This is a genomic window from Phenylobacterium sp., from assembly GCF_965229015.1.
Taxonomy (GTDB): Bacteria; Pseudomonadota; Alphaproteobacteria; order Caulobacterales; family Caulobacteraceae; genus Phenylobacterium.
In genome coordinates, this window is record NZ_CBDDIM010000001.1 from 1,946,205 (window position 1) to 1,968,629 (window position 22,425).

A 22,425-nucleotide genomic window follows, 5' to 3' on the forward strand; every position below is an offset into this window, starting at 1 on the left:
GGCGTCCATGAGCCAACACGCCGAATATCTGGGCTTTGCGCCGCAGACCTGGCCACGGGTCAGCCGCCGCCAGCTTCTCTGCCTTTACTGGGTCCAGGAGGGCAAGAGCGCCAACGACATCGGGGTGATCCTGGGAATCTCGGGCCGCACTGTCGAGGGCCACCTGCGCCAGGCCTGCCTCCACCTGGGCGTCCGCACCCGCTTCCAAGCTGTCCTGCGCGCGCGGGAGTTGGGCCTGTTGGCGCCACAACGCTAGCGCTGCAGGCGCAGGCGCCTCCCTTTCCAACAACGAGCGCCAACACCTAGACGCATAAACCTTTCCAGATTTGCATGGATTTTTAATGACATTCCTTGCAAAACGACTGCGGAGACCTAGATTGGAGCCATGAGCAAGTTCGACCAATTCAAGGCCAAGCTTCGACCCGGGCAGACCTATCGCCGGGCGGAGCTGGCCCAATGGTCGACGGCCGTCGATCGTCACCTCAAGGAGGCGGTGCAGGCCGGCGTGCTGACCAAGCTGGCCGGCGGCCTCTACTACGCGCCCAAACAGACGGTGTTTGGGAAGGCGCCGCCAGAGGACGACATCCTGGTGTCGACCTTCCTTAACGGCGGTCCGTTCCTGCTGGCCTCGCCCAACGCCTACAATGCGCTTGGGGTCGGCACGACCCAGCTGCACAACAAGACCGTGGTCTATAACCACAAGCGTCACGGCAAATTCGCGTTCGGCGGCCGCACGTACGATTTTCGGATGAAGCCCGCCTTCCCGAAGAAGCTCACGGCTGAGTTTCTGATGGTCGACCTGGTCAACAACCTCGATCAGCTGGGCGAGAGCGCCGAAGACGTGCTCGAGCGCGTCAAGGTGCGCCTGGCCGCCAGTGACCGGGCGCGCGTGAAAAAGGCCGCGCTGTCCTACGGCTCCGAGCGGGCCAAGAAGTTCTTCGCCCGCGCTCTGGCGGAGGTCGGAACCCAGGATGCCGCGTGACTTCCTCCACAACCATCGTCAGTTCGCCGATCTGATCCGGATCGTCGCCGAGGAGCAGGGCGTCACGCCGGCCCTGGTCGAGAAGGACTACTGGATCATGCAGAGCCTTTACGGCCTGCAGCGCCTAGGCCTGACCTTCGAGCTGAAGGGTGGCACATCTCTGTCCAAGGGCTACGGACTGATCAGCCGATTCTCGGAAGACATCGACATCCGCATCGAGCCGCCGGCCGATCCGCCGGTGATGACCGGCCGCAACCATGACAAGCCGGCCCACGTCCAAGGCCGCAAGGATTTCTACGATCGACTGGCGCAGACCCTCGTCATCGACGGCATCACCTCAGTCGAGCGCGACACGGCCTTCGACGACCCTCGCCAATATCGCAGCGCCGGCATCCGCCTGACCTACGCCAGCATCAATGGATCGGTCGAAGGCCTGAAGGACGGCGTGCTGCTTGAAGTCGGCTTCGACGATGTCGCGCCGAACGAAGCCCGCGATATCGGCTCGTGGGCCTATGACTTCGCCGCCAGCCGGCTCGAGGTCATCGACAACCGCGCCCTGGGCGTCGCCTGCTACCACCCAGGCCATACGCTGGTCGAAAAGCTGCAGGCGATCTCCACCAAGTTCCGCCAGCAGCAGGAGACCGGCGCCTTCCCGCCCAACTTCATGCGCCACTACGACGATGTCTATTCCCTGCTTCAGGATCCGACCGTCCAGGCGTTTGTCGGCACGAAGGGTTACCTCGACCACAAGGCCAAGCGGTTTCCGAAAGCCGACAATGCGGTCATCGCCGAGAACGAGGCCTTCGTGCTCAGCGACCCCGCGACCCGGGCCTCGCTGCTGAAGGCCTATGCCGCCTCGAGCGCGCTCTATTTCCGCGGTCAGCCCGCCTTCGACGACATCCTGGCCGAAATCGCCAAGTGGGCGCCCAAGCTCTGATTCAGCGGACCATCGCCGCCTTCAGGCCGCGACCATCAGGACCGCGTAAGCTTACGCGGCAGAACCACGTAGGCTTGCGTATGTCGCGGCCCAGGCCGCGGGCGCAGCATGCCCCTCGTGACAGCGCAGCGTTTGGCTGCGCCTGCGAGGGTCGCCCAAATGCTCCTGTCGCTGCCCATCTCCCTGGCCCTGGCCACGGCCTGCGCGCCCCAGGTGGCGCCCCAGACCCTGCTGGCCATCGTCCAGGTGGAAAGCGGGTTCGATCCGCTGGCCATCGGCGTCAATGGCGCGCCCAACCTCACGCCTCGCCCACGCACGGCCGGTGAAGCCGCCGCCACGGCGCGCGCCCTGATCGGCGTCGGGCGTAGCATCGATCTGGGTCTGGCCCAACTTAACAGCCGCAACCTGGCCGCCCTCGGCGTCACCATCGATCAGGCCTTCGATCCCTGCCGCAACCTGGCCGCCGCCGCCCGGTTGCTCCAGGCCAACTATGCCGCCGCGCTCGCCGAACAACCCGCCGGCCAGGCCGCTCTGCGCGCGGCCCTGTCGCGGTACAACACCGGCCATCCCACCCGGGGCCTTAGCAATGGCTATGTCGCCAAGGTCGCCGCCGCCGTCCCGGCCCTGGCGCCCGCCCCTCTGACGCCACCTCAAACCTTGGCGTCCGCGCCTGAACCTGAGGCCCCCGCCCCGGCCTGGGATGTGTTCGCCCGCGCGCCGGCTTCCGGCGGCTTGCTCATCCGCCTGGCCGGGCCTGGCTCCAAATCTGCGGGAGACTCCCGATGACATCACGCTTCGCCCGACCGCGGCCTGCGGCCTTGCTGATCCTGGGGCTGGGCCTCGCCGGCCTCGCAAGCCCGGCCCTCGCCCAGACCTCCTCGGTCGGCGGCAATATCGGCTCCTTCATCCACCAGCTCATCGACCTGAGCACGCGCGAACGTCCCAGCGGGGAACGCCACAGGATCAAGGTTTTGGTGGTGCTCGACGAATTTGCCCGCCTCGGTCACGCCGAGGTCATCGCCAGGGGGTTTTCCTATGTCGCGGGCTATGGCCTGCGGCTGCTGCCGGTCCTGCAAAGCCCCGCCCAACTTCGCGCAGAATATGGGCCAGACCTGGCCCAGGACATCACCAGCAACTGCGGCGTGGAGATCGCCTTCGGGTTCAAGGAGCTTCGCGTCGCCCAGGACCTCTCCGAGCGCCTGGGCTTCTACACCTATGCCGGCCGCTCTCGCAGCCGACCCGCGGGCCTGGCGCGCGGACATCGCAGCATGACCGAATCCGACCAGCGCCGCGCCCTGATGCTCCCGCAGGAACTCATGCAGTTGCCGCCGCACCAGCTGCTCGTCCTGCGGGCCAACATGCCACCCGTGCGTGGGACCAAGATCACCTATTGGCGCGAGCCGGTGTTCCGCCGGCGCATCACGCCTGCGCCCGTTCCGCCCATCCACCCCGGCGTCGCAAACCGCGGCGCAGGCCCACCACCGGCGCCACCGCCGGGTCCGTCCGCCCCTGACCGCTATGCTGATCTTCGGCTCACGCCCCTGGCGCACACCGACCTTCAGCCCTTGCGCCCCGGCGAGGTCACCGCCGAGGCGCTGCGGCGATGGACCGAGGCGGTGATGCGCCAGGGGCGCAGCGAACGAGATCAGGCTGATCGGGGACCTTCGTCCAAGACCTAGCGGCTGCGCTCGCGCGCGGGCCCATCGCGGTCGAGCAGCGCCTCATTCAGCCCGCGCTGGTGGCGCGCCAGGGCCAGCCTGCGGGTGTCGGGCTCAGGCATGGCGTGGATAAAGGCCTTCAGGCTCGCCGCAAGGTGGCGCGCCTGCGGGTCAGCTGCGCGCTCAAGCAACTGGGCCTGCTGGCGATAGAACGCGCGCACCTGACCTTGCCGCTCTGCGATCCGCACCTCCCAAGGCCGCAGAGGCCCGCCCGCCCCGAAGGCCGCCTCGGCCGCCTCCAGATAGGCCGCCTGCAAGGTTCGGGGCGCCGATCCCTCGCCGCGCTCGAACTGTTCGCGCATCTTCCGTAGGGCCGGCCTTTCGGCCTTGCGGGTGACGCCGCGCAGCCAGCGGGGCGTCGCCTCGGCGAGCACTCCGCGCGCTCGCAGGGCCGCCGCGAAGGCTTCGCGCAGATCACGCAGATCGGTGCGGTCGGGTGTGAATCTGACGCAATGGCGCCCCTGGGCGCGCACGATCATGTGCACGTGCGGATGGGCGGTGTCGTCGTGCCGAACCCAGACGAAATCGAACCGGCCGCCAAATCGTTCGTACGCCGCGTCTCGACTGGCTGCGGCCACGGCTTGCGGATCGGAGCCAGGCGGCATCGAGAAGACAAGGGCTCGGCTGAGCGGTGCATTCGCCGCCTGATGACTGTCAGCCCGCGCCATGGCCAACCAGTCGTCGAGCAGGTCGCTGATCGCCGCACGCCCGCGCAGGTGAGCGCCATCCTGGTCTTCCATGGCCAACTCGCCCCTGCGGCTTATGTAGTCCAGCTGACCCTTCAGGGCGCGGCGGTTGTGGGCGGCCCCGGTGATGCTCGCCACCACCTCCCGCGCGCCTGCGGCCAGGCGGGCCAATCGCGCCATCGACAGGTTTGCGCCGCCGGGTCCCGACAATATCGGCTCAGGGGTTCTGCGGTTGGGCTTGTCGAGAGGCCGCCAGAGGTCTTCGAACCCCGATGGGGATTGGAACGAGCTCACGAACTAGGTTTCCCAATAGGCCAGGTCGCCCTCGAAGGCCGCGCGCAACCTTGCCAGGTGACGACGGATCTCCGCGCGCAGCTCGCTGAGCTGCTCCAGCTGTCGCTCCGCCGATGGCCCTGGCGTCCGCTCAAGATCCCACAACACCTGGCTGACCCTCACGCCGATCGCGCGCAGCTCGACCTGGACTTCGATAAAGGCCAGTTCGTCCTGCCGCCGCAGGACTGGACGGCCAAGCACGCGGCGGCGAAGCAGCGCCTCGATCCATCTTGAGGGCTTCATGTCCATCGCCTTGGCTTCGGCCTCAAGGGCCGGGGCAAGCTCATCGCCGATCTGCACCGAGACGCGCACGGGCCAGGCCTGACCGCGTTGGGCGCTGGGGGAGCGTCGAGGCCCCTCGCCGACCTGCGACCCAGGCCGGCTCACAGCAAGCCCTCCCGCTCATGGGACAGCAGGCCGAGCGCACCGGGGGCCGAGACGGGTTCTGGAGTCGCGCGGCCAAGCCAGGGGCCGGCAGCTCGAAATTTGCGACCTGCAGGAGCTTGCATGAGACATTGCGCATCAAGGCTTCAAGGCCAGTTGAGCCCCTATGGCCAGCCGATGCGACACGCAAACCTACCTAGAAAATCCAGGTAGTGAGACCGGTCGAATGGCGACGTCAAACGCGGTCGCATGGCCTGTATGAAATATACAGTTTTGAATGCGCATTTGCGGACCTGCTGGTAGGATGAGCTATGTCCAAATCTCAGCTTCCGCGCCCGACGGCGCCCGACTCCGTGTCCCTGAAGGTTGGCGGCTGGCTCGAGGCCCACGCGACGGGCCGAGGCGTTATCTCCATTCCGATCGTGCTCGTTCTGCTGCTCATCGGCGCGGCGGTCATGGCGTTGATCACCGGGCGCTAGGGTGTCAGCCTGCACGGGATCTCACGGCGCGCGCGCCTTCCCCAGCTGCCGGAGGGCTTCGGCGAGACGTCGCGCGTTTGTCGGGTGCGCCAAGAGGTGACGGGTCGACTCGAGGGCGTTCCAGTCGGCGAGCGACAGCATCACGACGGCCTCGCCCTGCCCACGCGTGATGAGGACCGCCGTGTGGTCGGCGACCACGCGATCCATCACCGCCTCTAGGTTCGCCCCCAGATCGGAGATTTTGAGCACGTCCATCAGCGCCTCCAGCGGTGGGAAAACCGAGCAGGCCAGACCTCGCAGATCGCTCCCGGCGCCGCCAAACGCCGTCTAGTGAGCAGGCTCGCAATTTCGTGGCGGGCTGAGACCGAGTTCGACCGCATCGGCATAGCACCGCAGCTGCTCGGCCTTACGGACATAAGCCGCCGCCAGCCCCAGACACATCAAGGCCAGGGCCACGCAGATGCCGGCCAGGACCCGAACCGTCGCCCGTGCGCTCAACCGCGCAGCCCCCTAGGATCCGCTAGACGTCGTCCCCATTCCCGAACGGTCCAGATCGACGCCCGATGTTGTCGCCGCTGGCAGGAAACGACCAGCTTTATCGCCTTCGGGCGCGGCGATCTTTCGATCGGGCCGGACAATCCGCCTGGTTCGGAGGGCAAGAAGCGCCGGCCAGCACCCCTGGAATAGAATCGCCTTGGACCCGCGCTGGCCACTGCAGGAACCGCTGACGGGCTTGAGCCTCCAGAGCGAGGTCTCCGTCCCCCGCCGGCCGGACGGTGATCCGGAAGATCCGCCGGGTCAGAACCCACGTCCATGAAGGCGGGCCGACGCTCTGTTTCATGACCGTCAACGGCAGTAAGCGGAACCCGACCCAGGTCTTCGACCCCGACCATGCGCCCGAGTTCGAGGGTGAGGAGGCGTGGTTCGAGGTCGAGCCCAACCGTGGATCGGTCTGGATGACTTGGCGGTCTTGCGGCAGGTCGAAGATCCACAATCAGAGCGCTCGACCGCAGGACAGATGCAATCCTAGGGCTCAATCCGGCTGGACTCGCCGCCAGCGTCAGCGCACTTTTCCCACATTGGACGCCACCATCTCAGGTCCTGAAACGTGGATTCGGCGTCGCCGGGGGGAGTCATGAAGCGTTTCGGTTCGACGGCACTTTCGCTGCTGTTCGCGGTTCAACTTGGCCTTCCAGCAGCGGCCGCCGAGGCGCCAACGTTGGAAGCCGGCACTCGGATGTACCTGGCGCTCGACGAGAACGTGTCCAGCGCGCGCGGCGGCAGCGACGTCGGCTCGATCGTTCGTTGTCGGGTGTGGCGGGACGTCGAGAGTGGCGGTGTGGTGTTTGTGAAGGGCGGGACGCCCGCCACATGCCGCATCGACAAGGTCTCGCGCCGAAACATGGGCGGCACCGAAGGAAAGGTGTCGGTCGGAGGCGTCGAAACCCGGTCGGTCGACGGCCAATCGCTAATGCTGTCGGGCGGCTACAATAAGGAAGGCTCCGGCCGCAAGGCCGTGGTCTGGACTGTCGGTCTGCTCCTCTTCTGGCCTGCGCTCTTTGTTCCAGGCGGCAACGCCGAGCTCCCGCCTGGGACGGTATTCGACGTCTCCACTGTGAACGACCTCAGGCTCGCGGGCGCCTCCAACGTGTCAGCGCCGATGAAGGTGGACCTTCGAGGGATGGCGAACGGCCTCTCGGCCGAGTTCATGATGGACGACTTCATTCAGCAGCCCAAGCACGACACCTTCCGCATCAAGGTGTCCAAGGACGGCCAACTCCCCGCGCCGCTGGTCATCGACAACGTGAACGGCAAGCCGATCGAGCTGATTTCGCTGGCGGTGAAGGACGTGACCTCCAAGGACGGCGAAGCAACCGGCGTTGCGGAGGTCAGCGCCAAGGTGCTCGCAAAGCACTTCGTTCGCGGCATCAATCGCTTCGAGGTTTCCTACAGGGACGGAAGCGAGCGACTTGCCACCGAAGTCGTGATGGACGTGCAGATGTGAGCGAGCCGGCGCAGCTGGGGATTTGGGGGGACTGGCGCACATGATCTTCGCAATCTTGGCCGCAGCCGCCCCCATGGCGGCGGCGCTCGATCTCGAGCTCGTCTGCAACGGCGAGTATCAGGACATCGAGACGTCGAGAGGACAGGCCAACACCTACGACTCCCAGGGCAACTGGACCGGCGGCACCGTTACTCTCAACAGGTCGGTCATGAAGCCGGGAGTCGCGAAGGTAAGCGTGCATGCGCCGAATGCGCAGATCATCTATCCCGATGGGCGGGTCCGCACGATGAAGGACGTCGTTGGCGACGACGCGCGCATCACCGGCTCCTACAAGCGCCTTGGGTTCATCACCTGGCGGATGGAGATCAACCGCATGACCGGTGACATCCAGGTCAAGAGCGGCGGGGACGTCGCGCTCAGCGGCGCCTGCACGCTCGCGCCGGCCGCGCCCACGCAGCCGAAGTTCTGAGAGGCACGATGAGCGAAATTGGTCTATCGGCGATCGCGGGAGCCGGCCGCAATTAGCGATGGGGCTGCAGTTGGCCCCGCCCTAGTGAAGCAAATGTCGATGCCTCAGGAGACGACCATGCCTGCGGGTTCAGTCGCCTCAGCCGCGACTCTCCACGCCGATGCCATCGAGTTGGGCGACGTCATCTTTGTGAGCCGCAAGTCAAAGGGCTCCTGGCTCAGCCGGATGGGTCAGTGGTTCCTGGTCCTCGGTCGCCACGAGCGCCCGGTCCGATTCCACTACGCGCATGTTGCGATGGGAATATCGCCCGGCCTCGTTTTGCACGCGGACGGGAAATCGATCTGCTTCGAAGCACTCGAAAAGGCCGTTGGCGCCGGCGAACCCGGCGCCAACTTCCGCGTCGCGCGACGCACGGAGCCGCCGTTGTCCGCCTCTCAAAAGAGCGCAATGCGGCTGGAGGCGGAACGCTACCTTGGCCAGCCGTATAGCTTCGTACCCGGGCGCTATTCTAGCTGGCTGGGCCGGGCAATCCGCCTCGTTTCGCAGGGTCTCGGCCGGCAGACGAGACCCTTCTGCTCGGAGCTAATCACGTACGCATACCGCGCAGCCGGCGTCCGTTTCGGCCTAAGCCCCGATCGGGCGTACCCTGCAGACCTCGACCGCGTCTGCCGTGGTCCGGGCTGGTCCGACGTGACGTCGCTATACCATCACGACACAGCGACCGACATCCTCGCGCTTGTCGAGCGCTCCGGCCTTTCGCGCGCGGACGAGGTAGCGAGCTTTGTGCGGAGCTTGGAGATCGACTTCAGCGACGCCCATGCAATTCTCGCGATGGGCTCGAATGCTAAGTTTGGTGCGATTGAGGTGATCGCCCAGGGGCTCTCAACCCTCCTAAAAGCGACCCAGTTAGACCTGCAGGAAGCTCTATCTCAGGCGAAGAACCCGCGAGTCTTGCTCGAGCGGAGGCCGGAGCTGATTTCAGCATACCTTAGCCAACTGCCGGAGTACTACGACACCATCGACATGTTGCCCGGCTCTATCAATGGTGACATTGCCGAAAGCTTGTCTGCGCTGTTCCCCGATTGTCCACCGGACGAGCCGCCCTTCGAGGGGCTTCCAAGCCTCGCCGAATTGCAGCGCCAGGACGGAAGCCTCAAGTTGGCGATGTTCGGCATCGCAACAATTCGGCTGGAGGCCATTCTGGGCGGGCTGTGCGCAAGTGCAGGACTACTCGACCAAAAGGCCGACCCACGCTTCGCCGACCTAGAGTTCGAGATGGTCCGGGAAATGCTCGCCCTCTTGCCGCCGCTTGAACGAGATCGTGCCGAACGGCTCCGACTTCGGTTGTCGCAGTCGTTCGATCAGGACAAAGGCGCTGAACTCGGGAAACTACCGGCCCTGGCCGACGCCCTCATCCGCTATCACCTCGCCCTATTGGAATCAGAGAGCCCCGCCGCACCTTGACCCGCTTGTGGCTGAGCGCCTTGCACCCAGCTACGCGCGCCTACTGGAATGGCGCATTCAACAGTCGCGCCAGCCGCGCTCCAGCGAGCGCGACCCGCCGTTCGGCATAGGAGCCTGCCTTGACCTCATAGGCATTGGTCAGGGTGAAGGGCCCATGACTCGCCTTGATCGGGGTTGCATAGACCGCTGTCTTCGCGACCGAGAGACTCTCGTTCAACCAGGCAGCCGAATCCGTGATCGCGGCCTTGGTCGCGGGCGCCTTCGCCATCGTCCGGGCCTTGGCGATAGCCGAGTCAGTGCGGTCGCTCTCTCCAAGCGCGTGGTCCCAGAAGGTGTGCAGCGGCTTGCCTTTAGTCTCGCTGCAACTGGTCGCGGTCGCGCGGCAAACCACGACCTCGTTGCCTCCGCGATCACCGTTCGGGAGGTCGGAGGTGTAGCGGGACGTCGCGTGGAGGGGCTGGTGCACATCGCCTACGAGGTGGAGAATCCAGGCTAGGTCGTAGGCCTTCACGTCATCGCTGGCCGAAGATGAGGCCAAGGTAGCCGTGAAGGCCCGGATCTGCGTCTCCGCGTTAGGAGCGAGCGGCTGTTGAACTGGCGTTCCGTCGGGAGAGAACGGCAAATCCTTGTAGTGCCAGTAGGTGTGACGGAGCTTGTCGAGAGCATAGCCAACCTCCTGCGACGCCTCGGGCGCCGAGATCTTGTCATCGCGGTAGCCGGGGGCGGTTCGAATGAAGTCCGGCCAAGTTGCAGCGCGCAGGAAGGCGATGTGCCCCTTTTCGGGCTCCGGCGTGCTCGCCGTCCAGGTCGCGTATTGGGGGTTGAGCTTCAGTAGTTCACTGGCTTTTGCCCGCGCCGCCGGCGTCATCTGGTCCCAGGCTATGGCGGCGACCACCATGTGACCCCGACCATTCCAAGCAAGCGCGGGGCTGGCTGCGGCGGACAAAGCCAAACTCGCGGCGACGACAAACGCTCTCATGGCGATCTCGTGATACTGCGGAATGGCGCTCCCGGACGGACCGCCACCTTGACGCATGGACTGGGGGACGCGGAGGGGAACTTGTGTCGCTCGAAGAGTTGGATCAACCGTGGCGCGTGTCAATTGGCGACACATCTTTGGCCGCGCATCGGCACCCGCGGCGCAGCCGATGCGGCGACCGGTCTGCGGTCAGTCGGGATGCCCGATCGCATCGACCAGGCCACCCAAATATTCCCGTACGTCGCGCGGCCAGCCCCCGCAGAGCTTGTGGAACTGCTTCTGGTCCCCGGCGAAAAACGCCCTCGTCGCCTCCTCGAAGCCCGGCAGGTTTCCCGCGAGCGTCGACATGACCCGATAGGCTGCTTCCTGGGCCCGCCGCGCGGCGTCGGCCTCCGCGCTCTCCCGGCGCGCCGCCTCCACCAGACGTCTCAGGGCGGCTGAAGCCCCTCCGGGCTGTCCGGCCAGCCAGTCCCAGTGCCGCGGCAGCAGTGTGACCTCACGGGCGGTCACGCCGAGCTTGGGTCGTCCTCGACCCGGCTTGGCGGCCTCGTCGCCGGGCGCCTCTTCCTCAGGATTGGCGGCCGCATGGCGCGCCCTCACCTCTTCCGAGGTACCCCGCAGATCCAGGTCGACGGCCTTGCCTGTCGCATCCTCGAAGACGACGATCCGATCGACCCCCGCATCTACGGCGGTCTTCACGGCCAGAGAGACTGTCGGCAGGTCACCGGAGGCGATCCGCTTGTCGCCGGCAAACGCAGTGAACATGGGATGCAAATCCTGGCTGAGGAAGACGGCCCCGTTTTCGGCGCTGATCCGAGGCTGGTCAATATACCCGGATAAAAGAGCCGCGTCCGGAACGTGAGGACGGCCTTGGCGGCGCGACCGGCTCGGGACGTAGCCGATCCTTCGATAGGCCTCCCGCAGGCCGCCAAACCGCCGGATGTAGGTGTTGGTGCTCGCCATACCGGGCGCCGCGTTGACGATCTTGTCGGATAGCATTCCGCTAAGCGCGAGCAGCCCCGCGAGCTGATCGAGAAGCTCGGCGTCCGTCGCATGCACGGCATGGGCCTCGGCGACCTTCCGCGCGGCCATGAACAGATCACGCGACACGATGGCCTCGAAAGCACCGTCGGCCCGGATGCGGTCCTCAATCGGGCGAATGACCTTCCGCCCGCCCAACTTGCGGGCCTCCCGGCCGTAGACGATTGAGCCAGTGTACTTCTCGTTGGAAAGGACCTGGGCGACGGTCCAGGCGCGCCAGGCCCGGCCCGCCTCGCAAACAATTCCGTCGCCGTTCAGGCGGTCAGCGATCGCCTGCTTGCCGCAGCCCTCATAGGTGAACAGCCGATAGATCCGCCGAACCGTCTCGACCTCCTCGGGTGGCCCAAGAGCCAGGACGACGCGATCCGTCGAGAGGTACTTCTGGTCCCCGGCGCTCAGCCAAGACTTGGGTCGGCCATTTTCGTCAACCAGTTGCCGACGGAGACCATAGCCGGCGGCTCCGCCCTGGCGAAAACCCATGGCAGACAAACGAGCCGCGCCATCGAAGCACTTCCGGGAGAGCTCGCGGCTGTACTCCGCGGCCATCAGCCGCTTCATCGCCTTGAGGACGGAGCCCGTCGGCGTGGCCGTGGCGCGGAAGGCCTCGGCGCAGTACTGGATGTCCACGCCGGCCGCGCGACAGATGTACTCATAGTGCGCGGCCTCATCGGGATCCTGGAACCGGCCCCAGCGGCTGATGTCCTGGACCAGGATGACCCCGAAGTCCGCCCGCCCCGCCAGCACATCAGCCAGCAGCTGCTGAAGCGATTCCCTGCCTTCGAGCCGCACCCCGCTCTTGCCGGCGTCGGCGTAGGTCGCGACGACCTCAATGCCGTGCTCGGCCGCATAGGCGGCGATCTGCGCCCTCTGGTTCTCCAGCGAGTACCGCTGGGCATCCCGTGACATCCGCAGGTACTGCGCCGCCCGGATCGTCGAACTCGTCACAGTCCTGTCGGCACGGGCGGCTTGGGCCAGCGGCCCGGTCCCATGCCAGGCCGGCGCGTCCTGGAATATCCGATCAGGGCATAGGCGTTCTTGAGCCCACCAAACCGCTTTCGAAAGACCGCAGCACAGGGCAGATCCGGGTGAGCATCGATCAGGCTCCCAGTCATTCGGACCGAGGGCGATACGGCGCGGGTCAGGCGCGCCAGCGCTTCCTGGTCACTCAATCGCTTGTGCCGCCCCATCAGACGCTGCGCCTCGGCAAACAGGCTGCGCGCGACCAATGGCTCAAAGATGCCCTCGACCCGCAGCCATGTTTCAGGCGGCGTAGGCGCAGCCTTGTGACCGAGCATGCCTGACCGGCGGCCAAAGGTGAGGACGCCCAGATAGGTATCGTTTCGCAGTACGCGTCGCACGCAGTCTGAGCTCCAGGCCCTGCCCGCGACCGCGGTCACCCCCTCGCCATTGAGCAGCGCCGCGATGCCGCCAGGACGAAGGCCCGTCAGCACGTAGAGCCGGAAGATCCTCGCCACGGTGTCGACCTCGGCCTTGGGTCCAGGAGCCAGCACTACCCGATAGCGGCTGGAGACCTTGCGCTCCCCAGCTTCCAGGACACCGTGCACCCGGCCGGCCTGGTCCACGACGTGCCGGCGCAGCCCATAGACCGCCGAACCGCTCATCAGGTAGCCCTTGCTCGCCGCATTGCGTTTGGCGATCCGGAGCTTCACCGACATGTCCCGGCTGAGCTCAGCGGCCATGGCCCGCTTGAGCTCCTTGATGAGCACGGCCTCCATGCTGCCGTCATTTTCGAAGGGGTCGATGCAATACTCGACTGCGATCCCTGCCCTGCGGCACAGGAACTCGTAGTGAGCCCCCTGGTCGACATCCTGGAACCGACCCCAACGGCTGACGTCGAAGACCAGGATGACCTGGAAGTCGGGCGCCGGTCCCTGGGCGTCGGCGAGAAGCGCTTGCAGTCCGGGACGTCCAGCTAGGGTCAGGCCACTCTTGCCGGCGTCCACATAGGAGCAAGCGACCTCGAAACCGTGCTCCTGGGCATAGCCCGCGATCGCGGCGGCTTGGTTCTCGATCGAGTAGAGTTGGTCCTCCGTCGACATCCGGAGGTACTGGGCAGCCCTGACGGGATCGCCCATGGTCGGGCTCCTGCGGCGGCAATCTTGCCTGCAAGCTTACAGCGCGCCTGACTCAGCCGATGTGCAATGAATATCATCTCAGGGTCCGCCGCGGCGAATACGACTGGCAGGTCTCGGAGCTGAACGTTCCGATCAACTGGATCGACGCCGAGCCCAACCGCCCCCTCGACCGGCCGTTCAAGCCCACCAACCGGGCCACGATGATCCGCGCCATTGATCCCGCCGATCCCAAGGCCAGGGTCGAGGGCCTGGAGGCGCGCTGGTGGATGGCGCCGTTCTTCCACAAAGGGCCCTGTCTCAGCCTGGAAGGCGATGTGCGCCAACGCGCGCCTGGAAACCGTCGAGACGACGGCCGCCTTCCGCGAACCCTACAAGGGCCGACGCGCACTCATCCCCTTTCTCGGGCTTCATCGAGTATGGCGAGCCGCCAGGCTGGAAGACGGACGAACCGAAACATCGCTGGGAAATCGGCTTTGAGTCGACTGGCGAGGGTGATCGGGTTCGATACATCGCCGGGCTCTGGTACGTGGCCAATCCCTCCAAGCATGAGGACCAGCTCACCAGTTCACCTTCGTCACGGGCGATCCTGGCGGTCTTCTCGACACCTCGACCTGACACGAGCATGACGGCCGCCGATGAGGCGTTGGTGGGCGATGTTGATATCTTTGCTCGCGCGGCCCCGCGGCAGGATCGGTTCTCGAACTCCGCGCAGGGACGAATCCCCTGAAGATCCCGCTGAAACACTTCCCTTCGATGGGATCGCCAACCTGGTAGGGACACCGGGGGTCGAACCCGGACGGGTTGTGCCCAACAGATTTTAAGTCTGGCGCGTCTACCAGTTCCGCCATGTCCCCGCCCGGTCGGGCAGGCCCTGACATAGCCCGCCCAAACCGCGGGAGCCAGCCTTGCGGGCGGGGCCCAGGGATAGGAGCTGGGAAGCGTCGAGGCCGTCCGCTGGCCTGCGGCCCACCTCGCAGGATCTCCAGCTCACGGAGGACGGTGTCTCGGTGCGCGCCTTCAGCATGCACGAGCTGGTGGACGAGACGTTGCGCGCGTTGCTGCAGCAGCCCGGCCGCAATAGCTGTCGGCGGAAGGACGTCTACGACATCGCCTTTCTCCTTGAGCATCACCCGATGACAGACCAGGATCTCGTCGTCATCCACCGCACCCTGGTGGAGAAATGCGCCACCCGGGGCATCACCGGGACGGCCAAGGCGCTGGAGGACCCCGAGTTGCGCTGGCGAGCCGAGGCGGACTTGGGAGAGCCTGGAACTCGAGCTGAGTGTTGCGCTGATCACAACCTGAATTGCAGCGGCCACCGGGGGTAACACCGAGGCGGATTTGCATTGGGGGGCGGGTGAGGGTTGTCGCGAGGGTTGACGGCGCAGGATGCCCCTCGCTGAGGGTCTTCATACAAATCGCGGGGCCCCTGGGAGGGAAGGCGCACAAGGCGGTTCCACGAACGGCGCGTCATAAGCGCACCATAATGGCGCCGACCGGTGACGCAGCCTAGCTTCCGGCGTCGTTCATGGAGGTATCGGATGCGCTTGGCTATGCTCGCGGCGGTCGCCGCTATGGGGCTTGCCGCCGTCGGCTGCGCAAAGGAGCCCGACCCGGCTATGTCGGCCTCGGAGATCGGCGAAGAACCTGTGAGCACGGCTAGCGTCGTGCCGAGCCCCGACGCCGCCATGGATTCCAGCCTGGCGGCGACCGCTGCGGCGGACACCGCCAAACACTAGTTCTGGGCTCGGGGTCCCGATGCGTTGGGCGATGCGGCCACCCCGAGGAGGCGACCAATCCCGGCGTTATCGCGGTTGGGTCGTCTCGGCCCGGCGCGCTTGGGCGTGCTTCGCGGCCGCCGCCAGTCTGACCTACCGCTCGCGCCTGACCAGTTCGCCATTGTGAGCTTGTTGGTCAGCCTTGCACCGGCCAAAGCAGTGCTTGTCGCACTTTAGGGGCGGCGCCCGGCTCAGTCCTCGGCCCGTAGGCGGTAACCGATACCGGGCTCGGTCAAGAGAATCTTGGGAGACGCCGAGTCGATCTCCAGTTTCTGTCGCACCTGACCCACCAAGACACGCACGAATTGCGCGTCCACAGTCGCGTCGGGCCCCCACACCGCGGCGATGAGCTGCTTGTGGGTGACGACCCGACCCGCATAGCGGGCGAGGGTGCGAACCAGATCATATTCTCGAGGGGTGAGGTGGACATCGTCGCCGTAGAGGGTCACCTCGCGGGACGCGAAGTTGATTTCCAGTTCGCCCGTCTTCAGAAGCGCATGGGAGGCGAAACGACGCTCCCGCCCGCGCAGGGCCGCACGAATTCGGGCCAGCAGCTCTCCCACCCCAACCGGCTTGTTGACGAAGTCGTCCGCGCCCAGGTCGAGGGCCGCGATCTTTTCCGACTCCAGGTCACGGGCCGAGAGCACCAGGATCGGCACGTCCGACCATTCACGGATGCGCCGGATGACTTCCTTTCCGTCCACGTCGGGCAGGCCGAGATCGAGGATGACCACGTCGCACAGCTCGCTCGCCATGTGGGCCAGGGCTGCATGGCCGCTTTCGGCGGTGGCGACCTCATATCCCGCCGCGCCGAGCGCTGGACGCAACGCTCGGATCAGCTGGGGTTCGTCATCGACCAGCAGCAGGCGCTCATCGCTCATGAGGTGGTCCCCTGGGCGGGAAGCTCGGTCGTGACAATGAGGCCAGGCCTGTCACCCCGCCGACGCGCGCGCACCCCTCCACCCATGGCCTCAACCAGGCCGCGGGCGATGGAAAGCCCAAGGCCGGCGCCCTGGCTGTGCTTCGCGGCGTGCTCCGATCGGAAGAACTTCTCGAAAATCTTCTCCAGTTCCCCCTCCGGGACGCCTGGCCCGGCGTCGGCGACCTCGATCTGCACGCGGCTGCCGCCGAGGACAGTGATCTCGATGTCGCTGCCGTCCGGACTGAAGCGGATGGCGTTCTCCAGGACGTTGCCGAGCGCCTGTTCCAGCAGGATGGGATCACCGCAGGCGATCAGTTCCCCATCGTCGATCCGCGTCCGAAGCCGGCGCGCGCCCCGCCGCCGGTCCAGTCTGGCGGTCAACCGGTTGATGACCTCCGGAACGCTGAAGGGGTCACGCTCCACCTTCAGGGCGCCGCCATCCAGCTTGGTCATGTCGAGCAGGTTGGCGACGAACAAATTCAGCCGTTCTGCCTCCTCGGTGATGGTGGTGAGCAGATCGTCGCGCACCTCAGCCGGAAACCGGTCGCCGAACTCCTTGAGGCTGGAGGCGGAGGCGAGGATGGCCGCCAGAGGGGTGCGCAGGTCGTGCGAGATCGAGGACAGCAGGGCGTTCCGCAACTGTTCGGTACGGGCGAGGGCTTGCACCTCGGCTTGGCCCGCCGACAGCTTGGCGCGCACGATGGCGCTGGCCCCCAGATCGATCAGCAGATTGATCAACTGCACTTCCTCAGGCTGGGGCGGCTCTGGCGTCTGCGAACGCCAGACAGCCACGCCCAGCAGCTGGCCGGCCGCGCGCAGGGGCCGCGCGCGCCAGGGTCCAGCATCGACCGTTATCACGGCGTCGCTCAAGGCGCGCCGCGCCAACAGCTCAACGTCGCCGATCAGGTCAAGGGGCGGCTCGACTCCGGCCGGATGTACCTCCGCACGCTGGCCATCCCAGATCACCGCGTCGCCCTTGGCGGCCTCGGCAAGATGAACAAGTAGGCGTTCGCGCACCCCCGCCTCGCTGATCGAGGCGCCGAACTCGCGGCTGGCGCCCAGCAGCGCGCCGGTCGTCCGCGCGCGCGCTTGGGCTCGGCGGGCTTCATCCCGGACCCGACCGGCCAGACTGCCGGTGAGCATCGCCACGATGAGGAAGACTATCAGGACAATGACGTCTTCGGGCGAGGCGAAGGTCAGGGTGAAACGCGGCTCGGCAAGGTAGAAGTTGTAGATCAGAAAGGCGATCGCGGCGGCGAAGTAAGCCGGGCCCGATCCTAGCCACACGGCGGTTACCAGCACCCCCGCCAGGAAGATCATGGAGAGGCGGTTGGTCTCCAAAGTCCGGTAGAGCAGCTCGGCGATCAGCGTCGCGGCCACCACCACGCCCAGGGCGGCCAGATAGCGCCACAGGCCCTTCACGCTGCGCAGGTTCAGCCGTCTCAAGATCACAGGGCTCCGGCTATCGTGTATAGCGTCGATGCCCGGCCGCCGCCGCTGAGGGGACCAGGAGTGAGCAGGCGCCTGCCAGGCACCGACGCGGCCCGACGGCGAGGGCGCCGGGCGGTGTCAGGATGACCGGCCAAGTCTTCGGGTTCAATTATAGGGGGGTTATGTGTGGCCACAGTTGGCCGGAGCTGTGCATCTTCATTGGCGCCCTGAGCCAAGGCGCCGTGTGACGCGCCCGCGCTTCATGGCGTGCGGATCAACCGCACCGCACCTCGGTGATGAGTCCTGATTGCGCATCGAAGAAGAAGTTCAGCCGAGCTGGAATGTGTTCCCCGCTGATGGCGCAGGTGGAGCAGACGACCCGCTGCAACGCGGGAAAGACCGGGACCGGAACTTCCCGGCGCGACCGTCCGATCAGTTGACGCTGGTCCGCCGCGCCGCAGTGATCGGGCTCAAGGGGCGCGACCACCTGCGCCGGTGGCGCCGAGGCGATTGTGTCGGCCACCTGCGGCGGTGGTGAGGGGGCGGCGCAGGCGCTGATCAGCGTCACCAGCGCGCCCATCGCGCTCAGCTCGCGGCGCAACCCGTTGCGTCGAACCTGGGGCAGCACCAAGTCGCGTTCCTCCCTTAGCCGTCGATCCCTTGCTTCGGAGCGGGGATGCGTCGGCGGCGAACCGCCCGGCGAGGAACACCCGGAGGCGAGCGAGCCGCCGCCGCCGACGCATCGTCCACCGGAATCGAGGACGTGCGGACTGAGGCAGTTTCCACGGACCTGTGCCGCACTCAATTATGGGCCGGTTATGCCGCCAAGCCCGGGGTTATAAGCTTCTTATGCTTGGCCGATCCGAAGCCTCATCCTCAATTGGCGAGGTCTTCACCGGATCCGCAGATGGCTTTTCCCACCCTGATCACCTTCGCCCTTGTCGGCTCTCCACGGGGCGTCGCCTTGGTCCCGGCCATGGTCGTCGCCGTGAAACGAGGGCGCGCGTCATGATCGGTGTCGGGCAACCGGCCCCGACATTTGTCGCGCCGTCGCACGTCAATCCGAAGTTCGTCTTCATCAGCCAGGGCGGGCTCTACATCCTCCTGGTCTTTCTGCCGCAGGAGATCGCGGCGCGAGAGCGGATGATCAGTCGCCTTCGTGAACATGCCGACCTGTTCGACGACATCCGCCTGCGCGCCTTCGGCGTGCTGCGCGACCACACCCTGTTCGCGAGCGCCCAGGATGACGGGGGCCTGCGCTGGTTCCTGGACGCGGATGGGAATATCAGCCGGGACTACGGGGCACTGGACGCGGATGGGACGGAACGGGGCCGTTGGGTGCTGCTCGATCCTTCCCTGCGCGTCCTGGTCTATGGCGATAGTCCGCAGGACGACTCACGCCTGTTCGAGGTGGTTCGCTCGCTGCCGCAACCACATCTGCATGCCGGCGTGCCCCTCAATGCGCCGGTGCTGGTCGTCCCCAGGATCTTCGAGCCAGAGATGTGTCGCCGATTGATCGATGTCTATGAGACGGTCGGCGGACAGGCCTCCGGGGTGATGCGAGAGGTGGGCGGCAAGACCGTGGGCGTGGTCGATGACTTCAAGCGCCGACGCGACGCCGATATCGCCGATCCACAGTTGCAGGCGCAGTTGCGCACGCGGATCGTCTCTCGCCTGTTGCCGGAGATCCAGGCCGCCTTTCAATTCAAAGTCACGCGCATGGAGCGATATATCGTGGCCTGCTACGACGCCGCTGATGGGGGCTATTTCCGCCCCCACCGCGACGACACCACCAAGGGCACCGCGCACCGACGTTTCGCCTGCTCGATCAATCTCAATGCCGACGAGTTCGAGGGCGGAAACCTGCGTTTTCCCGCCTTTCCCGGCCGCGTCTACCGACCGCCGACCGGGGGGGCAGTCGTGTTTTCCTGTTCCCTGCTGCACGAAGCGACTGCGGTGACCAAGGGGCGCCGATACGCCTTTCTGCCGTTCTTCTATGACGAAGACGCCGCCCGTATCCGCCAGGAAAATCAGACCTTTCTGGCCACGGGGCCAACAGAATCCGCCCCGGCTGGGTCGTGAAATCCCGGCCGACTGGTGGCGCGAACGACCGCGAGCGCCAAAGTTCAGATCGCCAATAGGGCCGCTTAATCTCAACCCCGCTCAGGGTGAGCTAAGCCGCTCCGTCCTTATAAGGTTGTTATGCTTGAAGCCCGGGCATCGAAGATCTTATCCCGGGCGAAGTAATCGGGAAAACCATGCAAAATCTGGTCGTCAAACCTCTCGCCCTGGCCCTCATCGCGGCGCTTTCCCTCTCCGCTTGCGCCTCAAAGCCGAAGTCGATGGCGGGGCCGGCGGCCGGGACCGCCCTGGGGCGGGATGGGGGAGGGCAGGAAGCCGAGGATCGCTACGGGCGGCCCTCCGCTCTGCAGGCGGACTTGGCCGCCAATGCGGGAGACCGGATCTATTTCGAGGTCGATAGCCACAGCCTAGATCAGGAGAGCGCCGCGAGCCTCGCGCGCCAAGGCGACTGGTTGCTTCGGCACCCCGGCGTTCGCGCTGTTATCGCGGGCAACTGTGATGAGCGCGGCACGAGGGAATATAACTTGGCCCTGGGCGCCCGCCGCGCGGCGGCGGCGAAGGCCTTCCTGATCAGTCGCGGCGTGCCGGCCAGTCGGCTCGACACCATTTCCTACGGCAAGGAACGTCCCATCGCCCCGGGTTCGGACGAAGGCGCTTGGTCGCGAAACCGCAACGCGCAGACGGTCTTGATCGATCTCGTGCCTGGCTGAGGGCGTCGCGGGAGCCAGATGTGATGGAAGTCGCATTCGCAATCCTCGCGGTTCTCCTAGTGCTTGGGGTGGTGTTGCTGACCATCCGCGCGCGGTTGGTGGGTGAGAGGCGCCAGCGTCTTCTCAACGGCCGCTTGGGTGACAGCCTGATCGAGGATCACCAGCTTGACGCCCGATGAGTGCCGGGTCGCGCGCATGAGGCTCGGCTGGTCGCAGCAGAAGCTCGCGAGCGTCGCAGGATTGGCTGAACGCACGGTCCGATTGTTCGAGGATGGAACACGCTCGCCGCGATTTGGCACCCTCATTGCGCTTCGCAAAGCCTTCCGGGCGGCGCCTGCCGAACGGGTCATTTAAGCTTCAAGCTCGGGGACCCCCGTTGCCCGACAGCGTTTCCGCCCGTTTCCGACGCCACCCTTCGCTTGAGGTGACTCTCAGCCAGGCGCGTTCGCGCGAAATCAGACGCATGCGGCGTTGCCCCAGGTCCGATCTCCCCCGCCCGGCGGAAGGGGCCGCCCTGCGGCAATCCTGACCCCCGCCGACGACGTTGGCGAACAACCCGTCCGGAGGAGGCGCCGACGTCGCAGAGAATTCCCCGTGGGTTCGAGGCGGGCGCGGTGGGCACGCGAACCCAGTGATCTGATGCTAAGGGCGGATGATCCCTCTGAAGTGTTAGTCAGGTCCGGTCGTCGCGGGGAGGTCACCAAGGGGGATCTCGATCTTGCGCTCAATCAGCGGGTGAGCACGTGATTCCGTCGCACCGCGCACGCGGCGCTCAATTGACCTGCGCCAACGCCCCCCCGCCGCGACGCTTTGGCGCCGCTTGATCTAGGTCAAGGTTGGACTCGCGCACGGGGCCGATGTGAGGTTGACCCAAGGGGAGCATGGGAATGTCGATGCGAATGGTGGACGTGGAGCGCGTAAAGGGTTTGTCCCTGTTCTCCGGTGTCTCAGACGAGACCTTCAGCGCCGTCACGGCGGGCGCCTTCCTCCAGAAATTCCCGGCGGGCACCACCCTTCTGCACGAGGGCGATCCGGTCGATTTCCTCTATGTCCTGCTCGACGGTCTTGTTGAGCTGGAGGGGACCTGGAATGACAAGGAGACCACCCTTGCGATCCTGCGCCCGGTCTCCACCTTCATCTTCGCCGCTGTCGCCCTGGACGCCGACGCCCTGATGAGCGCGCGCACCGTCGAGCGGTCCGACATCCTGATGCTCTCGGGCGAGGCCCTGCGCCGCGCCATGCAGACCGACCCTCGCTTCAGCTACGCCGCCACCCTGGAGCTCGCCGGCTGCTATCGCGGTCTGGTGCGGTCGCTGAAGAACCAGAAGCTGCGCGGCGGGGCCGAGCGCCTGGCCAACTACCTGATCACCCAGAAGGTCCGCCAGGGCGGGGCCGACACCTTCACCCTGCCCCACGAGAAGCGCCTGCTGGCCTCGCTGCTGGGCATGACGCCGGAGAACCTATCGCGCGCCTTCGCCACCCTCACCGGCTACGGCGTGGTGGTGAACGGACCCGAGGTCACCATCGCCCGCCCCGTGGTGCTGGAGCGCCTGGCCAAGCCCGATCCGCTGATCGACAACCACCAGCCCCCCAGCGCCATGCCCATCGGCAAGGCCGAGCGGGAGCTCTGGCCCGCCAGCCGCGCGGGCTAGCCGCCGAACTGCGCCAGGTTACGGGTGTCCCCGGCCTGGCCGCTGGCCAGGTCGTGGCCTGGGGCTTGCAGACCGTGGGCTCCGTTGGGCGGGCGATCGTGGCGGCGGTCGTCGCAGACCTCGGTCACCGGGAGGCGCAGGCGCCCCAACATCCGTGGGTCCGGCGACTACCGCTGAGGCGATACCTGAATGCTCCCCCACCCCATCCTAGACCAGCGCGACCAGCCAGGTCTGCTCGTCGCGACCGGGCTCACGGTGATCGGCGAGGCCATCTGAG

25 protein-coding genes and 1 tRNA gene are annotated in these 22,425 nt (G+C 66.2%); 15 read left to right on the forward strand and 11 right to left on the reverse strand.

The genetic code is table 11. The features are described 5' to 3' along the window. The first annotated feature begins 7 nt into the window (after positions 1-7). The 5 genes from ACO06I_RS09750 to ACO06I_RS09770 all read left to right on the forward strand — a co-directional run bounded on the left by ACO06I_RS09750 (position 8) and on the right by ACO06I_RS09770 (position 3,598). Positions 8-256, forward strand: coding sequence for a helix-turn-helix domain-containing protein (locus tag ACO06I_RS09750; RefSeq protein WP_421932379.1), 249 nt, complete (start codon positions 8-10; stop codon positions 254-256). Between the two features lie 129 nt (positions 257-385). Then, positions 386-982: a hypothetical protein gene (locus ACO06I_RS09755; protein ID WP_421932380.1), complete on the forward strand. Its 597-nt coding sequence runs from the start codon at positions 386-388 to the stop codon at positions 980-982. Next, positions 972-1,919 carry a nucleotidyl transferase AbiEii/AbiGii toxin family protein gene (locus tag ACO06I_RS09760; protein WP_421932381.1) on the forward strand — a complete coding sequence of 316 codons (948 nt, stop codon included), beginning with the start codon at positions 972-974 and terminating at the stop codon, positions 1,917-1,919. Before ACO06I_RS09755 ends, ACO06I_RS09760 begins: the two co-directional genes overlap by 11 nt. A gap of 159 nt (positions 1,920-2,078) precedes the next feature. Further along, positions 2,079-2,705 (forward strand): lytic transglycosylase domain-containing protein, encoded by a 627-nt coding sequence (locus ACO06I_RS09765; protein WP_421932382.1) that lies wholly within the window; start codon positions 2,079-2,081, stop codon positions 2,703-2,705. Then, positions 2,702-3,598 (forward strand): type IV secretory system conjugative DNA transfer family protein, encoded by an 897-nt coding sequence (locus tag ACO06I_RS09770; RefSeq protein ID WP_421932383.1) that lies wholly within the window; start codon positions 2,702-2,704, stop codon positions 3,596-3,598. Before ACO06I_RS09765 ends, ACO06I_RS09770 begins: the two co-directional genes overlap by 4 nt. On the opposite strand, the gene ACO06I_RS09775 is transcribed toward ACO06I_RS09770, so the two are convergent. Both ACO06I_RS09775 and ACO06I_RS09780 read right to left on the reverse strand, forming a co-directional pair. Next, positions 3,595-4,617 carry a relaxase/mobilization nuclease domain-containing protein gene (locus tag ACO06I_RS09775; protein WP_421932384.1) on the reverse strand — a complete coding sequence of 341 codons (1,023 nt, stop codon included), beginning with the start codon at positions 4,615-4,617 and terminating at the stop codon, positions 3,595-3,597. The two genes, ACO06I_RS09770 and ACO06I_RS09775, sit on opposite strands and share 4 nt — an antisense overlap. A 3-nt stretch (positions 4,618-4,620) precedes the next feature. Further along, positions 4,621-4,968, reverse strand: a complete 348-nt coding sequence (locus tag ACO06I_RS09780) for a hypothetical protein (protein ID WP_421932385.1) — start codon at positions 4,966-4,968, stop codon at positions 4,621-4,623. A 425-nt stretch (positions 4,969-5,393) separates the two neighbouring features. Here ACO06I_RS09780 and ACO06I_RS09785 point away from each other — a divergent pair, with 425 nt between their 5' ends. Next, on the forward strand, positions 5,394-5,519 hold the full coding sequence (locus ACO06I_RS09785; RefSeq protein WP_421932386.1) for a hypothetical protein: 126 nt from the start codon (positions 5,394-5,396) through the stop codon (positions 5,517-5,519). 21 nt (positions 5,520-5,540) lie between these two features. On the opposite strand, the gene ACO06I_RS09790 is transcribed toward ACO06I_RS09785, so the two are convergent. Beyond that, positions 5,541-5,774, reverse strand: a complete 234-nt coding sequence (locus ACO06I_RS09790; RefSeq protein ID WP_421932387.1) for a type II toxin-antitoxin system Phd/YefM family antitoxin — start codon at positions 5,772-5,774, stop codon at positions 5,541-5,543. Between the two features lie 880 nt (positions 5,775-6,654). Here ACO06I_RS09790 and ACO06I_RS09795 point away from each other — a divergent pair. From ACO06I_RS09795 to ACO06I_RS09805, 3 genes are all read left to right on the forward strand, one after another. After that, a complete protein-coding gene (locus ACO06I_RS09795) occupies positions 6,655-7,524 on the forward strand; it encodes a hypothetical protein (RefSeq protein WP_421932388.1) in 870 nt (289 codons plus the stop codon). 40 nt (positions 7,525-7,564) lie between these two features. Then, positions 7,565-7,993, forward strand: coding sequence for a hypothetical protein (locus tag ACO06I_RS09800; protein ID WP_421932389.1), 429 nt, complete (start codon positions 7,565-7,567; stop codon positions 7,991-7,993). A 117-nt stretch (positions 7,994-8,110) separates the two neighbouring features. Further along, the gene (locus tag ACO06I_RS09805) at positions 8,111-9,457 is read left to right on the forward strand and encodes a hypothetical protein (RefSeq protein ID WP_421932390.1); all 1,347 of its coding nucleotides are present in this window, start codon (positions 8,111-8,113) and stop codon (positions 9,455-9,457) included. Positions 9,458-9,497: 40 nt separating this feature from the next. On the opposite strand, the gene ACO06I_RS09810 is transcribed toward ACO06I_RS09805, so the two are convergent. From ACO06I_RS09810 to ACO06I_RS09825, 4 genes are all read right to left on the reverse strand, one after another. Further along, complete coding sequence (locus tag ACO06I_RS09810) at positions 9,498-10,436, reverse strand: S1/P1 nuclease (protein ID WP_421932391.1); 939 nt, start codon at positions 10,434-10,436, stop codon at positions 9,498-9,500. A gap of 189 nt (positions 10,437-10,625) precedes the next feature. Next, positions 10,626-12,422 (reverse strand): DUF2239 family protein, encoded by a 1,797-nt coding sequence (locus ACO06I_RS09815; protein WP_421932392.1) that lies wholly within the window; start codon positions 12,420-12,422, stop codon positions 10,626-10,628. Next, a complete protein-coding gene (locus ACO06I_RS09820) occupies positions 12,419-13,573 on the reverse strand; it encodes a recombinase family protein (protein WP_421932393.1) in 1,155 nt (384 codons plus the stop codon). The genes ACO06I_RS09815 and ACO06I_RS09820 overlap by 4 nt, the downstream gene beginning before the upstream one ends. 768 nt (positions 13,574-14,341) lie before the next feature. After that, a tRNA-Leu gene (locus ACO06I_RS09825) sits at positions 14,342-14,427 on the reverse strand. A 51-nt stretch (positions 14,428-14,478) separates the two neighbouring features. Here ACO06I_RS09825 and ACO06I_RS09830 point away from each other — a divergent pair. After that, a complete protein-coding gene (locus tag ACO06I_RS09830) occupies positions 14,479-14,901 on the forward strand; it encodes a nucleotidyl transferase AbiEii/AbiGii toxin family protein (protein WP_421932394.1) in 423 nt (140 codons plus the stop codon). Between the two features lie 641 nt (positions 14,902-15,542). Here the strand turns inward: ACO06I_RS09830 and ACO06I_RS09835 are convergent. From ACO06I_RS09835 to ACO06I_RS09845, 3 genes are all read right to left on the reverse strand, one after another. Then, positions 15,543-16,232, reverse strand: coding sequence for a response regulator (locus ACO06I_RS09835; protein ID WP_421932395.1), 690 nt, complete (start codon positions 16,230-16,232; stop codon positions 15,543-15,545). Beyond that, on the reverse strand, positions 16,229-17,719 hold the full coding sequence (locus tag ACO06I_RS09840; RefSeq protein WP_421932396.1) for a sensor histidine kinase: 1,491 nt from the start codon (positions 17,717-17,719) through the stop codon (positions 16,229-16,231). Before ACO06I_RS09840 ends, ACO06I_RS09835 begins: the two co-directional genes overlap by 4 nt. Before the next feature lie 259 nt (positions 17,720-17,978). Beyond that, entirely contained in the window at positions 17,979-18,332 is a 354-nt protein-coding gene (locus ACO06I_RS09845) for a peptidase inhibitor I78 (RefSeq protein ID WP_421933615.1), read from the reverse strand. Positions 18,333-18,712: 380 nt separating this feature from the next. Between ACO06I_RS09845 and ACO06I_RS09850 the strand changes: the two genes are divergently transcribed. From ACO06I_RS09850 to ACO06I_RS09870, 5 genes are all read left to right on the forward strand, one after another. Next, positions 18,713-19,786 carry a 2OG-Fe(II) oxygenase gene (locus ACO06I_RS09850; RefSeq protein ID WP_421932397.1) on the forward strand — a complete coding sequence of 358 codons (1,074 nt, stop codon included), beginning with the start codon at positions 18,713-18,715 and terminating at the stop codon, positions 19,784-19,786. A 176-nt stretch (positions 19,787-19,962) separates the two neighbouring features. After that, complete coding sequence (gene pal, locus ACO06I_RS09855; protein ID WP_421932398.1) at positions 19,963-20,496, forward strand: peptidoglycan-associated lipoprotein Pal; 534 nt, start codon at positions 19,963-19,965, stop codon at positions 20,494-20,496. 23 nt (positions 20,497-20,519) lie between these two features. Then, positions 20,520-20,675 (forward strand): hypothetical protein, encoded by a 156-nt coding sequence (locus tag ACO06I_RS09860; protein ID WP_421932399.1) that lies wholly within the window; start codon positions 20,520-20,522, stop codon positions 20,673-20,675. Positions 20,676-20,691: 16 nt separating this feature from the next. Next, positions 20,692-20,850, forward strand: coding sequence for a helix-turn-helix domain-containing protein (locus tag ACO06I_RS09865; protein ID WP_421933616.1), 159 nt, complete (start codon positions 20,692-20,694; stop codon positions 20,848-20,850). Positions 20,851-21,389: 539 nt separating this feature from the next. Continuing rightward, positions 21,390-22,148, forward strand: a complete 759-nt coding sequence (locus ACO06I_RS09870; RefSeq protein ID WP_421933617.1) for a cyclic nucleotide-binding domain-containing protein — start codon at positions 21,390-21,392, stop codon at positions 22,146-22,148. Here ACO06I_RS09870 and ACO06I_RS09875 read toward each other — a convergent pair. Beyond that, on the reverse strand, positions 22,145-22,300 hold the full coding sequence (locus ACO06I_RS09875; protein ID WP_421932400.1) for a hypothetical protein: 156 nt from the start codon (positions 22,298-22,300) through the stop codon (positions 22,145-22,147). The two genes, ACO06I_RS09870 and ACO06I_RS09875, sit on opposite strands and share 4 nt — an antisense overlap. Between the last annotated feature and the right edge of the window lie 125 nt (positions 22,301-22,425).

Bases quoted from the DNA above. Each gene is read 5' to 3' on its own strand.
- ACO06I_RS09750 (WP_421932379.1), top strand. From the start codon at position 8: ATGAGCCAACACGCCGAATATCTGGGCTTTGCGCCGCAGACCTGGCCA.
- ACO06I_RS09860 (WP_421932399.1), top strand. From the start codon at position 20,520: ATGGAAGTCGCATTCGCAATCCTCGCGGTTCTCCTAGTGCTTGGGGTG.
- ACO06I_RS09835 (WP_421932395.1), bottom strand. From the start codon at position 16,232: ATGAGCGATGAGCGCCTGCTGCTGGTCGATGACGAACCCCAGCTGATC.
- ACO06I_RS09765 (WP_421932382.1), top strand. From the start codon at position 2,079: ATGCTCCTGTCGCTGCCCATCTCCCTGGCCCTGGCCACGGCCTGCGCG.
- ACO06I_RS09800 (WP_421932389.1), top strand. From the start codon at position 7,565: ATGATCTTCGCAATCTTGGCCGCAGCCGCCCCCATGGCGGCGGCGCTC.
- ACO06I_RS09795 (WP_421932388.1), top strand. From the start codon at position 6,655: ATGAAGCGTTTCGGTTCGACGGCACTTTCGCTGCTGTTCGCGGTTCAA.
- pal (WP_421932398.1), top strand. From the start codon at position 19,963: ATGCAAAATCTGGTCGTCAAACCTCTCGCCCTGGCCCTCATCGCGGCG.
- ACO06I_RS09820 (WP_421932393.1), bottom strand. From the start codon at position 13,573: ATGGGCGATCCCGTCAGGGCTGCCCAGTACCTCCGGATGTCGACGGAG.
- ACO06I_RS09870 (WP_421933617.1), top strand. From the start codon at position 21,390: ATGCGAATGGTGGACGTGGAGCGCGTAAAGGGTTTGTCCCTGTTCTCC.
- ACO06I_RS09770 (WP_421932383.1), top strand. From the start codon at position 2,702: ATGACATCACGCTTCGCCCGACCGCGGCCTGCGGCCTTGCTGATCCTG.
- ACO06I_RS09790 (WP_421932387.1), bottom strand. From the start codon at position 5,774: ATGGACGTGCTCAAAATCTCCGATCTGGGGGCGAACCTAGAGGCGGTG.
- ACO06I_RS09805 (WP_421932390.1), top strand. From the start codon at position 8,111: ATGCCTGCGGGTTCAGTCGCCTCAGCCGCGACTCTCCACGCCGATGCC.
- ACO06I_RS09865 (WP_421933616.1), top strand. From the start codon at position 20,692: ATGAGGCTCGGCTGGTCGCAGCAGAAGCTCGCGAGCGTCGCAGGATTG.
- ACO06I_RS09810 (WP_421932391.1), bottom strand. From the start codon at position 10,436: ATGAGAGCGTTTGTCGTCGCCGCGAGTTTGGCTTTGTCCGCCGCAGCC.
- ACO06I_RS09755 (WP_421932380.1), top strand. From the start codon at position 386: ATGAGCAAGTTCGACCAATTCAAGGCCAAGCTTCGACCCGGGCAGACC.
- ACO06I_RS09760 (WP_421932381.1), top strand. From the start codon at position 972: ATGCCGCGTGACTTCCTCCACAACCATCGTCAGTTCGCCGATCTGATC.
- ACO06I_RS09850 (WP_421932397.1), top strand. From the start codon at position 18,713: ATGATCGGTGTCGGGCAACCGGCCCCGACATTTGTCGCGCCGTCGCAC.
- ACO06I_RS09875 (WP_421932400.1), bottom strand. From the start codon at position 22,300: ATGTTGGGGCGCCTGCGCCTCCCGGTGACCGAGGTCTGCGACGACCGC.